The organism is Pantoea sp. MQR6, from assembly GCF_022761075.1.
Taxonomy (GTDB): domain Bacteria; phylum Pseudomonadota; class Gammaproteobacteria; order Enterobacterales; family Enterobacteriaceae; genus Pantoea; species Pantoea phytostimulans.
The window spans coordinates 1,568,535-1,588,368 of sequence record NZ_JAKYXB010000001.1; the positions used below are offsets into that span (position 1 = coordinate 1,568,535).

Genomic DNA, 19,834 nt, shown 5'->3' on the forward strand with positions numbered 1-19,834 from the left:
ATCCCGTTGGGGATCGCTTTTTTTAAAGCAGCCATTCAATAGGCAAACGCCAGACTAATCGCACCTGCAATCGCTGCCACAGCGAACAGCCCGGTTCATGTTTATGCACCACTTCTTCTGATTCGTTCGGATACTCAAGCCAGTTTACCCTGCCCCACTTATCCAATCGTAGTGTCCAGGCACGATCGCGCATTGAATCAATGAAGCGCTGATGGGTTTTCATTGCCAGCGTTTCGCTTTCAATCACTAATCCCATTTCCGTGTTGAGTTCTGCTGAACGTGGGTCAAAATTAAACGAGCCAATAAACAACGTTTTTTGATCGACCGAAAAGATTTTGGCATGCAGACTCGAACCCGAATTACCGGTCAAACCGCGATCGTGTGGCGCATCCTGCAAGGCGGATTGCGGTTTAAGTTCATACAGCGCGATACCGTGACGTAATAGCTTCTTGCGCCATTTAGCGTAACCCGCATGCACAATGGAGACATCATTCGCCGCCAGCGAATTGGTCAGAATGGCGATTTTCACCCCTTTACGCTTTAAGGCTAGTAGCTGCGCCACGCCCGCACGCGTCGGCACAAAATAGGCTGAAATAATATCGAATTGATGCTGCGGCGTACCTATCACTTCCAACATACGCTGCGGCAGCAAGCTTTTGCGCTTTGCTTTGCCTAAACCTTTACGCGGATCGTCGCTGAGCAAACGAGATTTCGCCCATGTCAGCTCCAGGGTGCCCTGTTCGAGTTGGCTGACAAACGCAGAATTATCCAGCCGTTTGAGGTAGACCTGAACGGCTTCGCTGTGGCGCCAGGCTTCCGGCAAACGCACCGCGCTTTTGTCATCGCTGGTTTCATCCAGCACCTTTTTCAACGGCGATACCGGTTTGCTTTTCCAATAGCGCTCAAAATCTTTGCTGACCTCTTCTACAACCGGCCCAATGGCCATCACATCGAGATCTGCAAACAGCGGTTCATTACCGGTTCCGAAATATTCATCACCAATATTACGTCCGCCCACCAACGTGGTAATGCCATCGACGGTAAAACTTTTATTGTGCATACGTCGGTTAAGACGTGCGAAATCAGTCAGATAACCCAGCGCGCGCAGGGTTCGAAATGAGAAAGGATTGAAGAGCCTGACGGTGATATTGGGGTGACGATCGAGCTGCGCCAGGGTTTCATCCAGGCCCGGCGTATTGTTGTCATCCAGCAGCAAACGGACTTTTACTCCGCGTTCTGCGGCGTCCAACAGGGCGCTAAACAGCAATCTCCCAGACATGTCGTTTTGCCAGATGTAGTACTGAATATCGAGCGAGCGTTCAGCTTTTTCAATCAGCATATAGCGGGCGGCGAAGGCATCCAGCCCATCGCTGAGCGGATGAATCCCGCTGAGGTCGGCACGGTGCACTCGCTGTGGTTTAAGCCGCTGTTCCAGCCAGCTCTCACAAAGAGTGGGCGGATGCAGGTCAAAAGCTTCGGTCATGTTAATTCCCTGAATGATGCAGTTATTTTTATTATTCACCGGTCTTAGGAAACACGCTATGCGAGCCTTCCTACTTCACTACACGGCTGTTGATGTTTTTAGTCTAGACTTAGCCGAACCATCTGTGACCGGCAATTGCCTGGAAGGAGAGGAAAATGACGCAGCAATCCCTTACCGAAGGTTCACATCGCCATCATCCCCACCTGTTTCGCAGCTTCTTTCAGGGCAGCTTCCCCTGCTCCACCGCCTGTCGTGCGCCAGGAAAAAGGCTGGACATGGTGATCTCCAGTGGTCATGACATGTTGCTGAATAAAGATTACGCCACGCTGGTGGAACAGCACATTTTGACGGCGCGCGATGGTGCTCGCTGGCATTTGATTGAGAAAACGCCCGATGTCTATGACTGGCACTCTTTCCTGCCGATGATCGAGGCGGCACAGCGTCATAATCTGCAAATTATCTGGGAGCTGGCGCATTTTGGCTATCCCGATCATCTCAATATCTGGAAAGCAGAATTTGTCGAGCATTTCGAACGCTTCGCCCGCGCCATGGCACAGCTAATGCGAGACCACGGCATCGAGCAGCCTTTCTTTACGCCCATCAATCAAATCTCGTTTTGGTCATGGGCTGGCGCTGACGTTGCCTGGTTTAATCCTCACGTGGCGAATCGCGGTAAAGAGCTGAAGCGACAGCTGGTGCGCGCTTCGCTGGCAGCCATTCACGCTATTCGTGAAGTCTATCCCGACGCCCGCTTTGTATTAACCGATCCGCTGGTGCAGATCGCCACACATCCCGACAACCCAGACAGTAAACCTTATGCCAATGCGCAACATCAGGCGCAGTTCGAAGCCTGGGATATGTTAGCGGGTCGCCTCGATAAAGAGTTAGGCGGCAGCGAAGCGTGTCTCGACATCCTGGGTTTGAATTATTATCCCGACAATCACTGGTTTTTCCCGGATCTCCCCATGGAAGCCGATCACCCCTCAAGGGTGCCGCTGCATACGCTGCTCGCGCAGTGCTGGCAGCGTTATCAACGTCCCATGCTGCTGGCAGAAACCGGCGCAGAAGGTAATGCAGGCGCAACCTGGTTGCAGGAAGTCAGTGAAAATGTGTCGGTGGCGCTGGAAAATGGGATTGCCATCGAGGGCGTTTCGCTTTACCCGGTGGTGGAATATCCCGCCTGGGCTGATGATCGCCGCTCGCCAGATCCGCTGCTGGGATTAGGCGATCCCAATGGTAATCGCACCCTGCATGAGGGGCTGGCGCTGGTATTACGTAGCCAACAGATCAAATATGAAAAACGCGATCAGGATGGATGAGAGATTGGCGGGTGAGGCTTGGGAGAGCAGGATTGCACGTCAAGAGAAGGATCGGTGGGATGGCGCACATCGGTGAGCCATGTCATGGTAAACAGGAACGTAACCCCAATGAGACACGCAGCCAGCAGGCCAATAATCGCAATCAGTTTGTCATCTCTGTTTTCCATTGCCTTCTCCTGATGAATGTCCTTTTCACGCCTGACCTCTCAACTCATCCAGAGCGTAACCATCAATACGAAGATAATCAACGTCACTGAGGTCACAACAAGCACCACAATAGCGAACTGGGCATCGTCTAAAGATTGACGCAAAGGTTCGTCGTGTTTGTCCGGTGGTGAAGGTGCTGACATGACATCTCTACAGAATGGGATGAACCTGTTTAAGGTACGGCGCGCAACAGTGTAAAGGAATCCGTTTGATTGATCAGATTTATTCGCAAAATAAACGGGGCGCATGATGCGCCCCGTTGCGTTGAAACTCAGGTTGATTAGAAGTCGTAGCTCATACCGACTTTCAGCGTACGTCCATCACCCTGTGATAAATACGTGCCGCTGTCATCAATGTTGGCCCAATATTTCTCATTGGTTACGTTCTCAACACCGACACGCCAAACCATATCGCTCTGGTTAACTTTGGTGCGGTAACGCAAACCCAGATCCAAGGTGGTGTAGCTGTCAATTTTCTTGGTATTCGCAGAATCTGCCCATTGTGAACCGGTGTGGTTCAGCAAGGCGGTTGCGGTCAGTCCTTCAACCGGTTTGATATCATATTCTGCGCCCAACTGGTAATCGTAGCGAGGAACGCCCACCGCCTGCTTGCCGTCGTAGGTGCCACCCTCGGTTTTTTGCATGACCGGATCGATCCAGGTTGCGCTGGCATTCAAGCGGAAACCTAATACCGGCTCGCCGAAGATGTTGGTTTCAACACCACGATGGCGCTGTTCGCCATCCATTACGTAGGCGTTGTCACCGTTGAGAATGCCGGAAGGCTTCTTGATTTCAAACAGTGCCAGCGAGCCGCCAATCCGGCCGAAATCCGTTTTCACGCCAATTTCATTCTGCTTCGAATGCGCGATGCCCGTGACAGAACCGTAGTTGCTGCTGCCTTGTGGCGCGACTTCACCGGGTTGCAATGCTTCGGTGTGGTTCGCATAGAGAGAAACGGTCTCCCACGGCTTGTAGACTACGCCATACGTTGGCATCCAGCGGCTGTTGTCATAACGCGAAGCGACATCCTCTGCGCCCGTGCCGTAAGCGTAGTTACGCACCACCACTTTCTGATGACGCGCACCCACTGTAAACAGCAGCGAATCATCAAACAGGCCCAAGGTATCGCTGAGCAAATAGCCTTGCGTACGCGAGCGTGCGGTGGTCAGCGGATCAGAGAAATTACCACCGCTAAAGTTCACGGCGGGTTCTGCGATATCGTTGGTGTGATAGATATTGGTTGATGCGCCGCTCAACGCCATGCCGTAAGCATTTTTGGCATTGGTGGTCAGCGCCGAATAGCCAATGTTCACTTTGTGCGAGACGAAGCCGGTATCGAAATTGCCACGTAATCCCACCATGCCGCTCATGTTGTCTTGAATGCGGTTAGTGTTGAAGGTGGCAATGGTTGCATCACCGTTGCTGTTGGTGATCTTTGGCGTGGCGTAGTTGCCGGTTTCATGGGCATGCTGCGCGCCCAAGCCTGCGTAAGCTGTCCAGTTATTGGTGATATCGTATTCCGCTTTGGCGATACCAAATTCGGACTCCATATCGCTGTACACCCATTTTTGGCTGTAGTTATGCGAGTTTGACGGCACCGCAGGAATAAAGTCGATACCGCTGATGTTCACGCCTAATCCACCGTCGTGGAAGGTCTTTTTCTGATAACCCACATCAAGTGACGTGCGCAGACGATCGCCCCGATAATCAAGGCCGATCGACGCGGCGGTGGTTCTTTTCTTCTCGTCATCTACGCCAGTTTCACCTTCACGATGCACCGCGTTCACCCGCACACCGAACTGGTTGTTATCGCCAAAGCGTCGACCGATATCGACATTGGTCCCCACCTGCGAGGAGGTGGTGTAATCCACGCCAACGCGCGTCAAAGGCACATCATCTGCATGTTTCGGTTCAAGGTTGATCATACCGCCAACCGCGCCGGTGGCTGAGCCGTTCAGCAAACTGTTTGCACCTTTAAAGATCTCAACGCGATCGATCAACGCCGTATCCATTACCTGACGTGGCACCACGCCGGGCAAGCCGCCAAAGGTCATGTCATCGCCATCCATCAGGAAGCCACGGATGCGGTAGCTTTCAGCAAAGTTGCCGTAGCCCTTCACGCTCTGCACGCCAGCATCGTTTTTCACCACGTCAGCGATGGTATGTGCCTGCTGGTCCTGAATCATTTTTGAGGTAAAGCCGATGACGTTGAACGGCACGTCCATCGCTTTTTGCTCGCCGAGCATGCCCAGGCGACCGCCGTGAGCAATTTGCCCATCGAGATAAGCGGGCACCAAATCGTTGCCACCCGCTTTAAAATCATTTTCCGGTGTCGCCACCACGGTTAAGGTCTGTTCTTTATTGTCCGCTGCTGCATCACTGGCAGCGTTATTCGTCGTCGTAGTCTGAGCCATCACTGGCAAACAACCGGCGCTGACGAAAATAGCGAGCAGCGTCGGTTTGAATCCTGGGGTTGAAAGAAGTTGGCGCATCGTCGTTCCCTAATGGTAAATATACTGAGAATCATTATTATTGCGGTTTGCGATTATGCGCGGGGCGGAAGTGAATGCAAGAAAAATCTTATGCTAAAGCGCAGGATTTACAGTCTGATAACGGATGAAAAAACAGTGAAGGCGCTGCCGAAGCAGCGCACTTGATCAGGCGTCGCGCCAGCGTTTGAAGATAAGCGAGGTATTAATGCCGCCAAAGGCGAAATTGTTGGTCTGGATAAAATCGGTTTCCAGCTTACGCGGCTCACCGATAATGTAGTCCAGCGCACCGCATTCTTGTGCAGGCTGCGTCAGATTTAGCGTCGGTGCAAACCAGCCTTCGCGCATCATCTGAATGCTCATCCAGGCTTCCAGCGCACCGCACGCGCCCAGCGTGTGACCAAAATAGGATTTCAACGAAGAGACGGGCGTTTGGTCGCCAAACACGGCTGCAGTTGCCAGGCTTTCAGCAATATCACCCCGATCGGTGGCTGTGCCGTGCGCATTAATATAGCCAATTTGTGAGGCTTCCAGCCCGGCACTTTTCAGTGCACGCTCAATGCAGATTTGCATGGTTTCGCGCTGCGGCTGCGTAATATGTGCCGCATCGCAATTGGTGTGGAACCCCACCAGCTCGGCGTAAATTGTTGCGCCACGCGCCTGCGCATGTTCCAGCGATTCGAGAATCAGGGTACCCGCACCTTCGCCAATCACCAATCCATCACGATGCTGATCGAATGGAGAAGGGGTACTTTGCGGTGCGTCATTGCGCTGGCTGGTGGCAAATAGCGTATCGAATACCGCCGCTTCAGAAGGACATAACTCCTCTGCGCCACCGGCTACCATCACCGTTTGGTAGCCGTGGCGAATCGCTTCCCACGCATAGCCAATCGCCTGGCTGCCCGAGGTACAGGCGCTGGAAGTGGGGATCACACGACCACGTAAACCAAAAAACAGACCGGCATTCACGGCGGCGGTGTGCGGCATCATCTGCACATAGGTGGTGCCGGTAATATTGTTGGTGTGCTTTTCAGTCAGCATAGTGGCGAATTCGCTCACCGGCCCGGTGCTGCCGGTGGAAGAGCCATAAGCAATGCCGGTTTCACCATTGGTCAGTACCGGATGATCGATCAGCCCAGCCTGTTCCAAAGCCAGTTCGGTGGCGCGGGTAGCCAGCAGCGAGACGCGGCCCATGGCGCGAATACGTTTACGGGTATAGTGCGCAGGCAAGGTAAAATCATCAATCGGCGCGCCTAACAGCGTGTGCAGCCCATCATAAACTTGCCATTCCGGCATCTGCCGCACTGCGTTTTTACCTGCAAGAATACGTGCCGCAACCGCCTGCCATTGCTCGCCAAAAGCGGTGACACCGCCCATGCCCGTGACAACTACGCGCTGAATCACAGCATGCCTCCGTTAATCGAAATCACCTGACGCGTGACATAACCTGCAATGTCAGACATCAAATAGCTGGCTAATCCCGCCACTTCATCCGCTGCGCCCATGCGTTTCATCGGAATAATTTTCAGTGCTTCCTCAACGACTCGCGGTTCAAGCCCTTCCATGCCGGTATCAATCAGGCCGGGCGCGATGCAGTTTACGGTGATTTTACGTTTTGCCAGTTCAATCGCCAGCGCTTTGGTTGCGCCGATGATGCCCGCTTTTGCCGCGCTGTAATTGACCTGGCCGCGATTGCCCATCATGCCAGAAACCGACGACAGTGTGATGATCCGACCGCCACGACGCAGACCAATCATGGGCATCACGCAGGGGTGAATCACATTATAAAAGCTGTCGAGATTGGTATGAATCACATCATCCCACTCAGATTCTGTTAGCGCAGGGAAAGCGCCATCCCGGGTGATCCCTGCATTGCTGACAACGCCGTAATAGGCACCGTGCTGCTCAATATCCGCCTCCAGAACGCTGCGGGTCGCGGCGCGATCGGCAACATCAAAACCCAGCACCCGCCCGATTCCACCCTGCTCCACGATGTGCTGCAACGTGTGTTCAGCGCCAGCACGGTCGCGATTGTAATGCACCACCAGTTCGAAGCCGTCCTGCGCCAGGCGCAGCGCGATAGCGCGGCCAATGCCTTTACTGGCGCCCGTTACCAATACAGAACCTCTCATGGCTGATTTCCTTGTGACATCAGTTGCTGTAGCTCTTCTTCATTCGGTTGATAGGTATTCAGGCGTCCGCTGGCCAGCAGCAGATCGCCATAATGGATTTCGCCCTCAAAACTGCCCATCCGATCGTCGCGCATCAGTAGCCGCATAGTGATATCCAGCGTTGCGTTAGCCGGGAAATGGGGCTGCGTTGCCCGCCAGCCGCGCCCGCCCAACAGCATGCCTGGGTGGATAAGGATTGCTCCGGCACGTTTCGCTTGCCAGCCAGACCAGACACCAACGGTTTGCGCCATGATCTCTACGCCAAACCACGCGGGCAGTTCACCCTGCTGATTAAGAAAAGGAGCCAGCACGCCTGTTTTGGCCGTTGTCACTCGGCAATGCACGCTTTCTTCATCCACCGCAATCAGCTGTTCGACCAGCACCATAGGCGTTTCATGCGGCAAAAAATCCGCAGCACAACCCTTAATTGTCATCGCACCGTCCCAAAATTAAACAGGTATTATTGCCACCGAAAGCAAACGAGTTGGACGCGATAATCGGACGCGCCAGCGGCTGAGAGTGCAGCAGCAGGCCGCACTCTGCCAGGCTTTCGTCGCGAGCGGCGACAGAAAAATCTTGCGCCGGCAACGGCAGATTCTCGCTGAGAATCAACGCGCTGAGCGCGGCTTCGCACACGCCCGCTGCACCGAGCGTGTGCCCGGTAAGGTGTTTCGTCGAACTGCAGGGTACATCACTGCCAAACAGGCGATGGATCACTAACGCTTCCATCTGATCGTTAAGCGGCGTCGCGGTGCCATGCAGGTTGATGTAGCCGATATCCTGCGGCGCTAAACCCGCCTGTTGCAGCGCCATGCGCATGGCGCGCTCTGCGCCCTCACCTTCTGGATGCGGCGCAGACATATGCCAGGCATCAGAAGATTCGCCCGCGCCCAACAGCGCTAACGGCTGCGGTTCTCGCGTTAACAGCATCAGCGCGGCCCCCTCACCAATCGAAATACCATCGCGCTCACGGCTAAACGGCACGCAGCGGCGTTCAGAAAGTGATTCGAGACTGGCGAAGCCGTTAACCGGCATGCGGCTTAGTGAATCTGCACCGCCTACCAGGGCAACATCCGCCAACCCTGCAGCAATCAAACGTTCGCCGCTGATCAGCGCACGAGCGCTGGAAGAACAGGCGGTGGAGATGGTATAGGCTGGGCCATTGAGTTGCAGATATTGCGCCAGAAAGCGCGATGGATCGCCCAATTCTTGCATCTGGTAATGGTAGCGCTGGCGATCGCCACGAATCTGCTGATCGCCTTCGTCAACACCCGAGGTGCTGGTTCCCAACACGATCGCAACGCGATCGGCACCATATTTCGCAACAGCAGCATCCAGCGCTGGACGAATTTGCGCTAACGCCGCCAGCAGCAGCTGATTATTACGGGTGTCATGCGCAGCAAAGGCAGCGGGTATAGCAGGCAACTTGGCCTCTACCGCACCCAGCCAGCAGCGTTTGTCCGTCGTTAGCCAGCCTTCATGCTCACGCATACCAGGCGCAATACCGCTGATCAGGTTCGCGGCAATCTGCTGATTATTGTTCCCAAGCGCATTGAGCATCCCGAATGCAGAAATGTAGATCATGATGCATCCAAATGTTGAATTTGAATCAGGTAACCAAACGCGTGCTGCTGAAGGGTGATCGGCTCACGTCGCTCGCCGCGTTGTAGATAGGTAATCTCCGTCACGACCTGGTTATCGGCATCTCGCAGCACGCGCTTCAATCCTTTGTCTTGTAGCGTCCAGCCGCGCGGCAGCTGTTTTTGCCATACCGCAATCGGCCAGTGACTCAACATAATATCGGCCAATACCTGACTGGCGGGCGGCATATTGGGCAGCGGCATCAGCTGTTGCGTATGAATGCCCCTGGCATCGTAACTGACACGGAACAAGCGAATCCCCACCGATGATAAGCCCGCTAATTCTATTTTCTGCGCATCGGCGCTCAGCAACACCAGCAGCGACTGGCGGGTTCCTTTTATCTGGCCGGTTAACAGTTGCTGCTGTTGAAATGCAGGCGTGATGCCCGGCGGTGGCAGCATAATCTTCACGCCAGGCTTCAGCCAGGCGGTAGGCTGCGTATTATCTGGCTTAGGGCTGGCGCAGGCGCTGAGCAACAGACTGAATATCAACATCATCGCTGCGCGAATCATCTTTTTTTCCTCGATTTAGTGGGCCGCATGGCCAGCGGTGAGAGCAGAAAGGCGCTAAAAATACCGCTGCACAACACGGTGCCAAAACCAGCAATGGCGCTGGTGCTGCTGAAAACCAACATGCCCAACGTCAGCAACGTTGTCATCATCGCCAGCGAGACCGCCAACAGTGAAGTCAGCGGCGTACCCTGCGGATTGCTAAAGAACAAGGTGTAATTAATGCCAATGCCCAGCACCAGAATCAATGCCAGCAGCGCGAACAGATTCAACGACGCGCCCATCCAGCCCAACGTTGCCAACGCGGTTGCCAGCGACAGCAATGAAGGCAATGCACTGCGCAAACCCGCTTTAAGGCCTAAACGCAGCACGTAGCTCAGCGCAATCAGCGCTAACGCCAGCAACAGTAAGCCGCTCAACAGCGAGCGCCAGAAGCTGAAAAGCGTATCGTAGCTGGCCTTACGATCGACCCAACTTACGCCTGGATATTTTTGCGCCAGCGCACTGAGCGCCGCGCTATTTTTTACGCCGCTGGTCGGCACCAGCACGCCGCTGCGCCCGTCAGGCAGCGACAGCCATAACAGTCGCCAGCCTTCACTCAGCGGACTGTTTAGCCAGGCTTCTGGCGTTACCGTCATCGGTTGAAGATCGGGTGCGGGCACGCTGATCCCCGCCTGTTTTAGCCGCGCCACGATCTTCGGCGCGGCCTGTTGCAGGGTAGCAATGTCTTGCTGCTGCTGTTCCAGCGAACGTAACGGCAGTAAACGGAAGTTTTGCAGCGCACCTTGCTGCTGCGCCTGTTTTAAATCTGGCACCAGCTGCGCTAAACGCTGCAGCGTCTGCTGTGCGTTATCTCCCCACACCACAAACCAAGTTTGATCGGCGCGTTGACCTGTCAAATCCGCCAGTTGGCGATCCTGTTCGAGCAGATGGGCCGGCGCGCTTTGTAGATGGGCAATATCATCATCCACCTTTAATTGCACCATACCGCCCAGCGCGTAAATCGCCATCGCCAGCGGCAAGCCAATTCGCAACGCTTTGCGACGACGCCACGCGGCTAACCAGCGCGCAAGCGGCACCATCAACGGCACAGGACGAACCGGTAAACCGCGCACCAACCATGGATAGAGAAAAATCACCGTTAAACAGGATGCCGTTAAACCGCTGGCCGCAAAAACCGCCAACTGACGCAGACCCGGAAAAGGCGCCAGCAGCATTAATAGCCAGGCAATCGCGGTGGTGGCTAACGCCAGCAGCAGCGTACCGCGCACTTTGCGTAGACTCTGCCACGGCGTGGCGTGTTCACCATGTACCATGCGTTCGGTGAGGTAGTAGAGCGTGTAATCGGCAGAGATGCCGACAATGCTCAGGCTCATCACCAGCGTCATGATGTGCAGCTCGCCAAAACAGAGCAGCGTGGCGACCGTGCCCGCTATCGCGCCAATGGCGACCGATGCGAGGCATAGCAGCAATGGGCGCAACGAGCGGAACACCAACAGCACCAGTATCAACACGCCGCCCAAGGTTATTGTGCCGAGTGTTTCAACATCGTGTTGCGCACGCTGGCTGGCATCATCACTGAACAGTACTGTGCCGCGCGTCAGCAGTTGTGCTTGCGGCCAGCGCTGTTTTAGCGCTTTTTCAAGCTGCCTGAGTTGCGACACAAGTTGATGGCTCTGCGTAATGCTAAACGCATTATTTGCCAGTTCGCCATGCAGGAAATAGCCGCGTTGGCCTTGCTTATCCTGCACCGTTAGCCAGCCATTGTGCAGCATCATGCGATCGGCATTTTGCTGAAGTGCCAGCTGTGAGCCTCGTACCAGCATCAGCGGATCGTTTTGTAACTCCTTGCTGCCCACCCCAGAAAAGGCGGAAAAGAGTTGGCCTAACAGCCAATCAGCTTGCGCATCGCCGCCGTTTTGCAATCGTGCACGGGTTGCATCATCAATCAGGCCGTTACGATGTTGCCAGGCAAAACGGCCCCACTGCTGCTGCTGATTTTCATTGAGATCGCCCTGCACCTGTTTGAGTGCAGGCAAAGCGCGTAATTGCTCAAGCCACCAGCGCGCCACCTCTGGATCGTCGGTTTTTCCTGGTAATACCAGCCAGACCATTTGTCGATCCAGCCGCTGCATAAAACCTTCCTGCAACTCCGCAGGCGCGGCACCGAGGTTTTGCTGCGGCAACAACGCCAGTACGCTGCTGTTGAGATGGCTGCGCGGCAACAGCAGCACCAAGGCGACAGCTAAAACCATGCAAACCACTAACCACAGCGCGGCGAAGAATTTATCATTACGGCCCGGCAAAACGTGTGCGCTCCTCGTCACTTAATTGCGGCGGCTTAATGCGCGTGTTGCTGAGTTGAATGTGGGTCTTATCACCCTGCTTGTCATCCAAATCGATACGTTCGAGAAATTCGCTGCCCGCCAGATCGATACGATTAAATATCATGTTAAGCGGCGCGGCTTTAGGCGTGAGTCCCAGCGTCCAGCGCTGGTTGCCTTTGTCCTGAAAATCGAGCGTAAAGTTCTCTTTCAAGACCTTCTCATCTGCCTGAAACAGCGCGCGCAACAAATGATTGAACTGGAACATTTGTGGATTACTGTCTGAAGTGATGACTTGCGGCGGCTGATTATTCAGCGTTTGTACCATGCGCTTATCATCAAGCAGCAGCGTCATGACAAACGGCGTACTTTGATGCCACCACAGTCCTTGTTGTTGCGCGATCAGCAGGTTGCCATGTGATACCAGCGGCTGCGCCATGCCGGAAATGGTGCGTGTTTGAACAAAATCTGCGCGAATGATCGGTTGGCTGGCAAAGCGCTGTTGTAACTGTTCCAGCGTGACGGCGCTGGCCGCGCTGGCCCACAGTAGCAAACTGGCAACGATAATTTTTAGCATTCTTTCACCCCTAGGCGTTCCAGCAAAATATCGGGCGTAACAAAGCATAAGGTTTCTGTTGCCTGCTCCACCGCAACCTGCAAAGTGTGCGCTTTGGTGGTGATCTCCCCTGCCGCGTTGCGGACCTGGTAGTCGATGCGTAATCGGTTTTCATATTCGGTGATGCTGGCGCTGACGGTGATCGGTTCCTCACAGCGCAGCGGCTGGCGATACTTAACGCGGGTGTCGACCACCGGCCAGATGTAGCCGCTGGCCGCCATTTCGCTGTAGCTGTAATTAATGCTGCGCAGCAGCGCTTCACGGGCCACTTCGAAATAACGGAAGTAGTTACCGTGCCAGACCACGCCCATCGGATCGCAGTCGTGAAAAGAGACCGTGAGCGCGACTTCCACGGTATGCAGGTGATCAGGCATTGTCGGACTCCTCATGGCGCACCCGATCATCGGGCAACGTCCAGAAATCGAAAAAGTTAAACCAGTCGAGCGGTGCCAGCAGTGCATGGTGCGCCAGACGATCCGCATAGCGATCAACCGTGACCTGTAGCGCCTGTTGACGCTGTGCGCGTGGCAGCAGCAGCGGATCGGCAAAAGGTTCGCAATGAATCTGTAATTTACCCTGCTGGCGCAAGGCGAACATCAACAGCACCGGGCAGCGCAGCGCCGCAGCTAACACAAACGGGCCTTGGGGAAAGGGTGCGGGACGACCCAAAAACGCGCTCCAGACTACGCGACGCTCCCCGCCGCGCTGGCGGTTAACGGCGGTGCGATCGCCGACGATAGCAATCCATTCGCCCGCATCCAGCTTTTGTTGCAGCAGAATGGCTGTTTCCGGGCCGATATCGCTAACCGGCAGCAAATTAACGCCCGCGTCGGGCGCGATAGTTTCCAGCACCGCACGGAAACGTTGGGCATTGTCAGTGAATACCAAGGCGTTGATCACCAAGCCGCTGACCTGTTTTGCCATGGCGCGGCAGGCTTCTATATCACCCAGATGCGAGGCAAGAATCAGCTTTCCGCGTTCGCCGGGCGCACGGATCACCGCTTCTGCACCTGGCGCAAAATCGATATCGTGTCCCCAACGCAAATCGCCACGCCAGCTGGCTACCTTATCCAGCATCGCTTCAGCAAATCGCAAAAAGTGGCGATAGCTGTTAAGCGGTTTGGGCAGCGCAACCTGCTGTTGGCTGGCGTAATCACTGACTCGCGTGATCCATTGCTGTGAAGCGTGACGGGCGCGCTGTCCGCTCAGCCAGTAAACCGCCACCACCGGCCACAGCAGTACCAGAAAAGGCAAGCGGCCACAGCGACGATAAACTGCCAGCATGAAGCGCAAACCGAATTGCCCACGACGCTCCGGTTCGCCGGACCAATGTTTTTGCTGGCGACGCATGTTTACCAGACGCGGAATGCGCGGCAACATGCCGAAAAACAGGCGTGTATGCATCCAGGAGATGCGCAGATTGTCATACAGCGCATCAAAGTGTGACACTCCGGTTTCTGGGTAAGTCACACGCGTGGTGAGAAAGCGGCTTGGTGTGCCCTGCCAATAGAGTCGCACCATGATTTCAGTGTCAAAATCCATGCGCTGACCGATCGCACGCTGATCGCACAGCGCCAACGTTGGCGATAACGGGTAGACGCGAAAGCCGCACATGCTGTCTTTGATCGAAAACGACAGCGTTTCGATCCACACCCAAAAATGGGTGATGTAGCGCCCATATAAACGTGACTTGGGGATCGAACTGTCGTACAGCGGCTTACCAGAGATCAAACATTCAGGATAACGCCGCGCTTCCGCCAGCATGGCTGGGCAATCTTCAATCTGGTGCTGTCCATCGGCATCCAACTGCAGCGCATGGGTAAAACCCTGCGCAGCGGCAGCTCGCAGTCCCTGTATCACCGCCGCACCTTTGCCCTGATTGTGCGTTAAACGCAGTACGGTGATCTGTTCAGCCCGCACGCTTTCCAGTTGCTGTTGGGTGCTGGCTTCGCTGCCGTCATCCACAATGATCACGGGCAGGTTAAAAGGTGCCAACCGTGCCAGCACTGAAGCCATCATCGCGCCGTGGTTGTAGCAGGGAATCACCACGCACGGTGAGAAGTCAGACGAAAATTGAGGTGTTAACACAGCTGAATTTTTCCGCTGCTGACGCTCAGCGCGTTACCGTCACGCAGCAGGCTGTAACAAAAGCTGAGGCGGGATTTCGTCGCATCCCACTCAATATGCAGTTGCAACAGCGAATCCGGCGCTACCGGCTGTTGAAATTTGATGTTTTCGACCGCAGCAAACTGTTTGCCGGGTGCCAGACACTGCACCGCGTAATGCATAACCCAATCGAGTTGCGCTACGCCAGGCAGAATCGGCAACGTGGGGAAATGGCCTTGAAACCAGAACAGATCGGTAGCGACATAAAGCGTTAGGGTTACGCTGTTGTCCTGAATCTGGCGGCTGCGTTCAACCGGCAACATGAAAAAGCTCCTCAATTTGTGGCCAGGCGCGTTTGCTTTGTGTGGTGACGGGAATGGTCGCCACCACACGCCAGTAACGCGGCAGCGCCACCGACTCCAGCAAAGGTTGCAGATGCTGCTTCCAGCGTTTTTTCTGCGCCGCTAGCTGATGATCATCAAGCGGCGTCGCCAACGCCAGCACCACGCCAATACCCTGACGATCGTGGCGCGTAATAGCCAGCGCGGCGGCATCGACGACACCGGGCAGCGCCATTAAGCGCCGTTCGATTTCACTCAGCGAAATGCGTTTATCTTCGATTTTTACGATGCGATCGTGGCGACCGGTTATCTGAACGTGGCCTGCGGCATCAACCTGCAAGCGATCGTCGAGCTGCCAACCTGCAGCGTTTTCAATCAGAGCGGAAGAGACTTGCCAACGATCATCGTCGATCTGTTGTAGCCTGACGTCAGGAAAACAGATCCAGGCTGCGGCGTCCGAATCGCGCTGCCGCCAGGCGATCACGCCGGTTTCCGTGCTGCCGTATATTTCACTCACCGGACAATGCATTGTCTGCTGGGTATGTTGCGCATCCTGCCAGGCCAGCGCCCCGCCCGCTGAAACAATCAACGTGCAGGCGGCTACAGGGAAGTGATCATCCAGGCGGCGCAAAAATGCGGGGCTACTGATTAAAGTGTGGCGATAATCTGGGTGCCGAAGCTGTTCAACCAGTTGTTCACTGTAGAATAGCTGCTGCGCCGCAAAGGGTTGACCCAACGCCATAGGCAATATGATGCGAAAGGTTAAGCCATAAAGATGTTGATGACTGACCGAAGCAAGGATGCGGCAATCTGTGAGCCTTTCACCCCAGAGCGCAGCCAGCCAGCGCGACTCCTGCTCCAGCACCGCCAGTGATTTTACGACACGACGTGGCGCGCCGGTTGAACCTGAGGTAAACAGCACCAGCGCGGCATCGGCGGGCAAAGCGGGAAGTTCACCTTCAGCTTCATCATCCTGCCAGCGTTGCAACGGCAAATGAATATCTAACGGCAGATCGCTGATCACGCCATCCAGCGCATCGCCCATTTCATTGAGCTGCGCAGCGCGACAATGGCCCGGGATCACCGGTGTTTTTTCCGCGTACCAGGTTGCCAGCAGCGCGACGCAAAATCGGTAGCTGTCATCAAAACAGAGCGCCCACTGCGTGCCGGGCTGCCTCCGCAACGTCTGGCTAAGCGACAATACCTGACGGCGCAGCGTGCTCAACATCAATGTGTGATCGCCACGCCACGCCACTTCGCGATCCTCGCCGGTTAGCCACGCAGCAATGGGTTGTGCGATCATGCTTTGCGTCTCACGCGCTGGCGTACCAGCCATTCGGCGCTCATCAGCGCGCCCATTAACAGATAGCTGATGCCGCCATTCCAGAGCGTCCACAGGCGAAGATTTCCCATCAAACAGGTGCTCAGCGCTATGCTGCCGTTAAAGATAAAAAACAGGCACCAGACTTGCGTGACGCGTCGCGTATAGCGCACGGCCTGCGGCGGCAGCGTGGATTCACGCAGTCGCGCAAGTCGTTCAACCAGCGGCATGCTGCTCCATAATGACGCGCCAAATATGATCAGCATGGCCAGGTTGACCGCCACCGGATACCACAACAGCAGATGCTGACTGCGCAACGTCATGCTGCTGATACACAGCAGCGCGCCGAGTAGAGCCAGCCAGCCCATCACGTTGTTAAATGCGGTTTTCTGCCGACGCAGGGTAAACCAACGCAGACCGAACAGCGCGGCCAGTAACCAGAACAGCGCATGCCATTGTGGTTGAGTCAGCGCCAACCAGACCAAAAAAGGCCAAGCCAACAGCGTGAGAAGGTTGATCAGGCGTAGCGCAGCATGCATGTTGAAATCAGGCGCCTTCGCGCATCAACTGTTCTACCGCATCCACCACATCCTGCACGGTACGTACCGAACGGAAAGTTTCTGGTTTGATTTTACGGCCAGTACGTTTTTGCAGGTGAACCACCATATCAACCGCATCAATGCTGTCGAGTTCCAAATCTTCGTAAAGGCGTGCGTCCGGGCGAATGTCATCCGCCTCAATTTCAAACAGGTTAATCAGCAGTGAGGCGACTTCCTGATAAATTTCATCTTTGTTCATCATAATTTTGTCTCAGCGATCAGGCGCATTGTTGGTTCACGAACGCCGCCAAAGAGGCAACAGAAAAAAAGTGCGCACGCAGGGTTTCGCTCTCGGCGGAAAGTGCCACGCCATAGCGATTTTTTACCGCCAGCCCGAGTTCCAACGCATCAATGGAATCGAGTCCAAGCCCGTCACCAAAGAGCGGGGCCTCTGTGTCGATATCGTCGAGGTCGACATCTTCAAGGTTCAGCGTATCGATGATCATCTGTTTGATATCGTTGATTAATGAGTCCATACCGTTTTCCGCATTACACATCTTGGGGAACCAGCGCCTGCTGCAAATGGCGGGTCAGTCGACGCGCAGCTAATGGCTGCGCATCTTGGTTGCTTTCGCCAAACGACGTGCTGTCGATTCGCGCATGTACGCGCACGGTAAACACAGGTTTTACCGGCGGGATTTGATACCAGCGGCTCTGTTTATCGAGCATACGCTGAGTACAGGTAATGTGGACTACGCGTAAATCGCAGCCCGCGCGCACCGCGATGTTGGCGGCACCGCGTTGCAGCTTTAGTGCTTCGCCATGACGCGTGCGCGTTCCTTCCGGGAAGATCAAAAGGGTATCGCCACGCGCCAGTCGCTGTTGGCTGTCGGGTAGCAGCGTCTCCGCTTCACTGTTTATCAGGTAATCTGCGGCGCGAATGACGCCTCGCAGGAAAAAGTTTTTTTGCAGCTCCGCTTTCACTAAACAATCCATTTCCGGCAGTACCGAGGCGATCATCACGTAATCGATCAGTGAAGGATGATTGGCGACGATTAAGCAGCCACGATCGCGACGGAGCTGATCGGCGCCCTCAATGTGATAGTCGTAAACGCCAACAAAACGGCAGAAGCGCAGGAAGCAGCGAAAACTCCAGGCGATGCTGGCGCGCGCGATACGGCGGCGGCGATGTTTGTCGCGCTGGATCAGCAACAGCAGATTAAACCACGTCAATGACATCAGCAGACCGCCCACGCTAAACAGTGTAAAGCTGACGGCAGTCATAACCAGGCGCCAGTAATAGTTAAACCCGGGCCGGCCATGGCGCAGCGACAGAGAAGAATCAGTCATGTGAATTCACCCAATGCCAGTTAAGACGTTCACCCAGAAGGGTGAAGCTGTTGCTCTGCGCCAGCACGTTATGTAGAAATTCAAGGCTCTGCGGCAGCATCGGCTGCGAAACCGGCTCGGTATTCAGGGTGGTGGTGCATTGCAACACGCTGCCAGCCGCAAGCAGCAACGCCACTGCATAAGGTGCGTTGCAGCCTGCTTCCGGTAGCCACGGCAAATAATAATCAGGAATGGTGCCATCAAAGTCGACCAGCAACACCTGCTGATACCCAGCCTGATGCAGTGCGCTGACTTCAAGTAATCCTTGCTGAAAGGAGTCGATGCCAGCAGAAATAGAGGTGGAAACCAGCGGCTTTTTTGCTGCGATAGTCAGGCTGCCAACAGCAGAATTATGCACCGACATCGCAAAATCAGTGGGCGACAACGCCTGCCGCTCCGCCAACGTGGTAAGTATCCGCAGGTTCCGCTCCAGTTCGCCATGGCGACTGGTAAAGACGATGGCATCGACACGTTGGCGCGCCAGCAGCACTAAACCACTTTCAACCGCTGCACGGCTTCCGCCGCTCAGACGCCGCGCAGTCATCATCGGAAGATGCTGCGGCTTAGCAAGCGATTGTGTGCTGTCGAAGGTGGCAGCGTGCTGCGCCCAACGATGCCAGGCTTCACGTTCGGCTAACCCCGGTGCCAGGGCGTGCCAATCAATTAGCGAATAAGCGAGTTTCATACCAGCGTTCTTTTATAAGCTTGGTGGAATTGCCGTCCATGGGATCGTCAACTCCCTTCCCTGCGTAAGCAAAGAATCATCCCTGAAATACCTGGCGACGTCTGACGTGGTCCATCACGGTATGGGTTTACCCCACGGACAGCAAGAGTAGGACATCTGATTTGTCGGCAGACAGGTTTATTTCTTTATTACCTTGCGTGTTATTACGTTAATTCCGTGATGACACACAAGGTATTCAAGGCACTATTTAATACTTTGTGCCGCCAGACGCAGCTGAATATCTTGATCCAGATTATTAATCCAGCGGTTGTAGTTACCGTGAATTTTACCGTTTTCCGCTTTCAGATTTTCGCTGCTAACGTACTGAATGCTATAGCTTTGATCGGTATAAGTAACGCGAATATTGGCGGTGAAACCGCGCTGAGACAGTCGGCCATTAAGGATGCCCGGTGCGACAGGTGTCATCACCCATTTACGACCAATGCCCGCCTCAATTATCGCCACTTTCATTTGATTATCGGTGTAGCGTTGTGACAATGATTGATTCACATTATGAATCGGTGCGGTACCGGCGCAGCCGGTTAATAAAGTGGCGGTCAGCGCCAGCATCAAAATAGTGTTAAGCTTCATGATTTTCCTTTTTTATTTCCCTGTTATTTCAGGCAGTTAAAATAAATAACTGCCCCACACAAACG

At 54.7% G+C, this 19,834-nt stretch carries 22 protein-coding genes; 1 reads left to right on the forward strand and 21 read right to left on the reverse strand.

The window, feature by feature from the left end:
• Positions 1–22: 22 nt before the first annotated feature.
• A complete protein-coding gene (locus MUG06_RS07305; RefSeq protein ID WP_243078175.1) occupies positions 23–1,483 on the reverse strand; it encodes a phospholipase D family protein in 1,461 nt (486 codons plus the stop codon).
• A gap of 155 nt (positions 1,484–1,638) precedes the next feature.
• Between MUG06_RS07305 and MUG06_RS07310 the strand changes: the two genes are divergently transcribed.
• Positions 1,639–2,802 (forward strand): beta-glucosidase, encoded by a 1,164-nt coding sequence (locus MUG06_RS07310; RefSeq protein ID WP_243078176.1) that lies wholly within the window; start codon positions 1,639–1,641, stop codon positions 2,800–2,802.
• Here the strand turns inward: MUG06_RS07310 and MUG06_RS07315 are convergent.
• From MUG06_RS07315 to MUG06_RS07410, 20 genes are all read right to left on the reverse strand, one after another.
• Positions 2,790–2,969: a hypothetical protein gene (locus MUG06_RS07315; RefSeq protein WP_243078177.1), complete on the reverse strand. Its 180-nt coding sequence runs from the start codon at positions 2,967–2,969 to the stop codon at positions 2,790–2,792. The genes MUG06_RS07310 and MUG06_RS07315 overlap by 13 nt on opposite strands.
• A 39-nt stretch (positions 2,970–3,008) precedes the next feature.
• Complete coding sequence (locus tag MUG06_RS07320; protein ID WP_215847107.1) at positions 3,009–3,152, reverse strand: hypothetical protein; 144 nt, start codon at positions 3,150–3,152, stop codon at positions 3,009–3,011.
• A gap of 137 nt (positions 3,153–3,289) precedes the next feature.
• Positions 3,290–5,500: a TonB-dependent siderophore receptor gene (locus MUG06_RS07325; protein WP_215847108.1), complete on the reverse strand. Its 2,211-nt coding sequence runs from the start codon at positions 5,498–5,500 to the stop codon at positions 3,290–3,292.
• 165 nt (positions 5,501–5,665) lie between these two features.
• Positions 5,666–6,901, reverse strand: a complete 1,236-nt coding sequence (locus tag MUG06_RS07330; protein WP_215847109.1) for a beta-ketoacyl-ACP synthase — start codon at positions 6,899–6,901, stop codon at positions 5,666–5,668.
• Entirely contained in the window at positions 6,898–7,629 is a 732-nt protein-coding gene (locus MUG06_RS07335; protein WP_243078178.1) for a 3-ketoacyl-ACP reductase FabG2, read from the reverse strand. Before MUG06_RS07335 ends, MUG06_RS07330 begins: the two co-directional genes overlap by 4 nt.
• Positions 7,626–8,102 carry a hotdog family protein gene (locus MUG06_RS07340; protein WP_243078179.1) on the reverse strand — a complete coding sequence of 159 codons (477 nt, stop codon included), beginning with the start codon at positions 8,100–8,102 and terminating at the stop codon, positions 7,626–7,628. Before MUG06_RS07340 ends, MUG06_RS07335 begins: the two co-directional genes overlap by 4 nt.
• Positions 8,092–9,252, reverse strand: coding sequence for a beta-ketoacyl-[acyl-carrier-protein] synthase family protein (locus MUG06_RS07345; RefSeq protein ID WP_243078180.1), 1,161 nt, complete (start codon positions 9,250–9,252; stop codon positions 8,092–8,094). The genes MUG06_RS07340 and MUG06_RS07345 overlap by 11 nt, the downstream gene beginning before the upstream one ends.
• On the reverse strand, positions 9,249–9,821 hold the full coding sequence (locus MUG06_RS07350) for a DUF3261 domain-containing protein (RefSeq protein ID WP_243078181.1): 573 nt from the start codon (positions 9,819–9,821) through the stop codon (positions 9,249–9,251). Before MUG06_RS07350 ends, MUG06_RS07345 begins: the two co-directional genes overlap by 4 nt.
• The gene (locus MUG06_RS07355; protein ID WP_243078182.1) at positions 9,818–12,124 is read right to left on the reverse strand and encodes an MMPL family transporter; all 2,307 of its coding nucleotides are present in this window, start codon (positions 12,122–12,124) and stop codon (positions 9,818–9,820) included. The genes MUG06_RS07350 and MUG06_RS07355 overlap by 4 nt, the downstream gene beginning before the upstream one ends.
• Complete coding sequence (locus tag MUG06_RS07360; protein WP_243078183.1) at positions 12,111–12,719, reverse strand: outer membrane lipoprotein carrier protein LolA; 609 nt, start codon at positions 12,717–12,719, stop codon at positions 12,111–12,113. Before MUG06_RS07360 ends, MUG06_RS07355 begins: the two co-directional genes overlap by 14 nt.
• The gene (locus MUG06_RS07365) at positions 12,713–13,132 is read right to left on the reverse strand and encodes a thioesterase family protein (protein ID WP_215847116.1); all 420 of its coding nucleotides are present in this window, start codon (positions 13,130–13,132) and stop codon (positions 12,713–12,715) included. The genes MUG06_RS07360 and MUG06_RS07365 overlap by 7 nt, the downstream gene beginning before the upstream one ends.
• Positions 13,125–14,846, reverse strand: a complete 1,722-nt coding sequence (locus tag MUG06_RS07370; RefSeq protein ID WP_347568897.1) for a glycosyltransferase — start codon at positions 14,844–14,846, stop codon at positions 13,125–13,127. The genes MUG06_RS07365 and MUG06_RS07370 overlap by 8 nt, the downstream gene beginning before the upstream one ends.
• Positions 14,840–15,187, reverse strand: a complete 348-nt coding sequence (locus MUG06_RS07375) for a hydroxymyristoyl-ACP dehydratase (RefSeq protein WP_243078184.1) — start codon at positions 15,185–15,187, stop codon at positions 14,840–14,842. The genes MUG06_RS07370 and MUG06_RS07375 overlap by 7 nt, the downstream gene beginning before the upstream one ends.
• A complete protein-coding gene (locus MUG06_RS07380; RefSeq protein WP_243078185.1) occupies positions 15,174–16,541 on the reverse strand; it encodes an AMP-binding protein in 1,368 nt (455 codons plus the stop codon). Before MUG06_RS07380 ends, MUG06_RS07375 begins: the two co-directional genes overlap by 14 nt.
• Positions 16,505–17,065, reverse strand: coding sequence for a hypothetical protein (locus MUG06_RS07385; RefSeq protein ID WP_243078186.1), 561 nt, complete (start codon positions 17,063–17,065; stop codon positions 16,505–16,507). The genes MUG06_RS07380 and MUG06_RS07385 overlap by 37 nt, the downstream gene beginning before the upstream one ends.
• Before the next feature lie 7 nt (positions 17,066–17,072).
• Positions 17,073–17,327, reverse strand: coding sequence for an acyl carrier protein (locus MUG06_RS07390; RefSeq protein WP_243078187.1), 255 nt, complete (start codon positions 17,325–17,327; stop codon positions 17,073–17,075).
• A 16-nt stretch (positions 17,328–17,343) separates the two neighbouring features.
• Complete coding sequence (locus MUG06_RS07395; protein WP_243078188.1) at positions 17,344–17,601, reverse strand: phosphopantetheine-binding protein; 258 nt, start codon at positions 17,599–17,601, stop codon at positions 17,344–17,346.
• Between the two features lie 13 nt (positions 17,602–17,614).
• Positions 17,615–18,415, reverse strand: a complete 801-nt coding sequence (locus MUG06_RS07400) for a lysophospholipid acyltransferase family protein (protein ID WP_243078189.1) — start codon at positions 18,413–18,415, stop codon at positions 17,615–17,617.
• A complete protein-coding gene (locus MUG06_RS07405) occupies positions 18,408–19,139 on the reverse strand; it encodes a beta-ketoacyl synthase chain length factor (RefSeq protein ID WP_243078190.1) in 732 nt (243 codons plus the stop codon). The genes MUG06_RS07400 and MUG06_RS07405 overlap by 8 nt, the downstream gene beginning before the upstream one ends.
• A gap of 243 nt (positions 19,140–19,382) precedes the next feature.
• Positions 19,383–19,769 carry a hypothetical protein gene (locus tag MUG06_RS07410; RefSeq protein WP_215847122.1) on the reverse strand — a complete coding sequence of 129 codons (387 nt, stop codon included), beginning with the start codon at positions 19,767–19,769 and terminating at the stop codon, positions 19,383–19,385.
• Between the last annotated feature and the right edge of the window lie 65 nt (positions 19,770–19,834).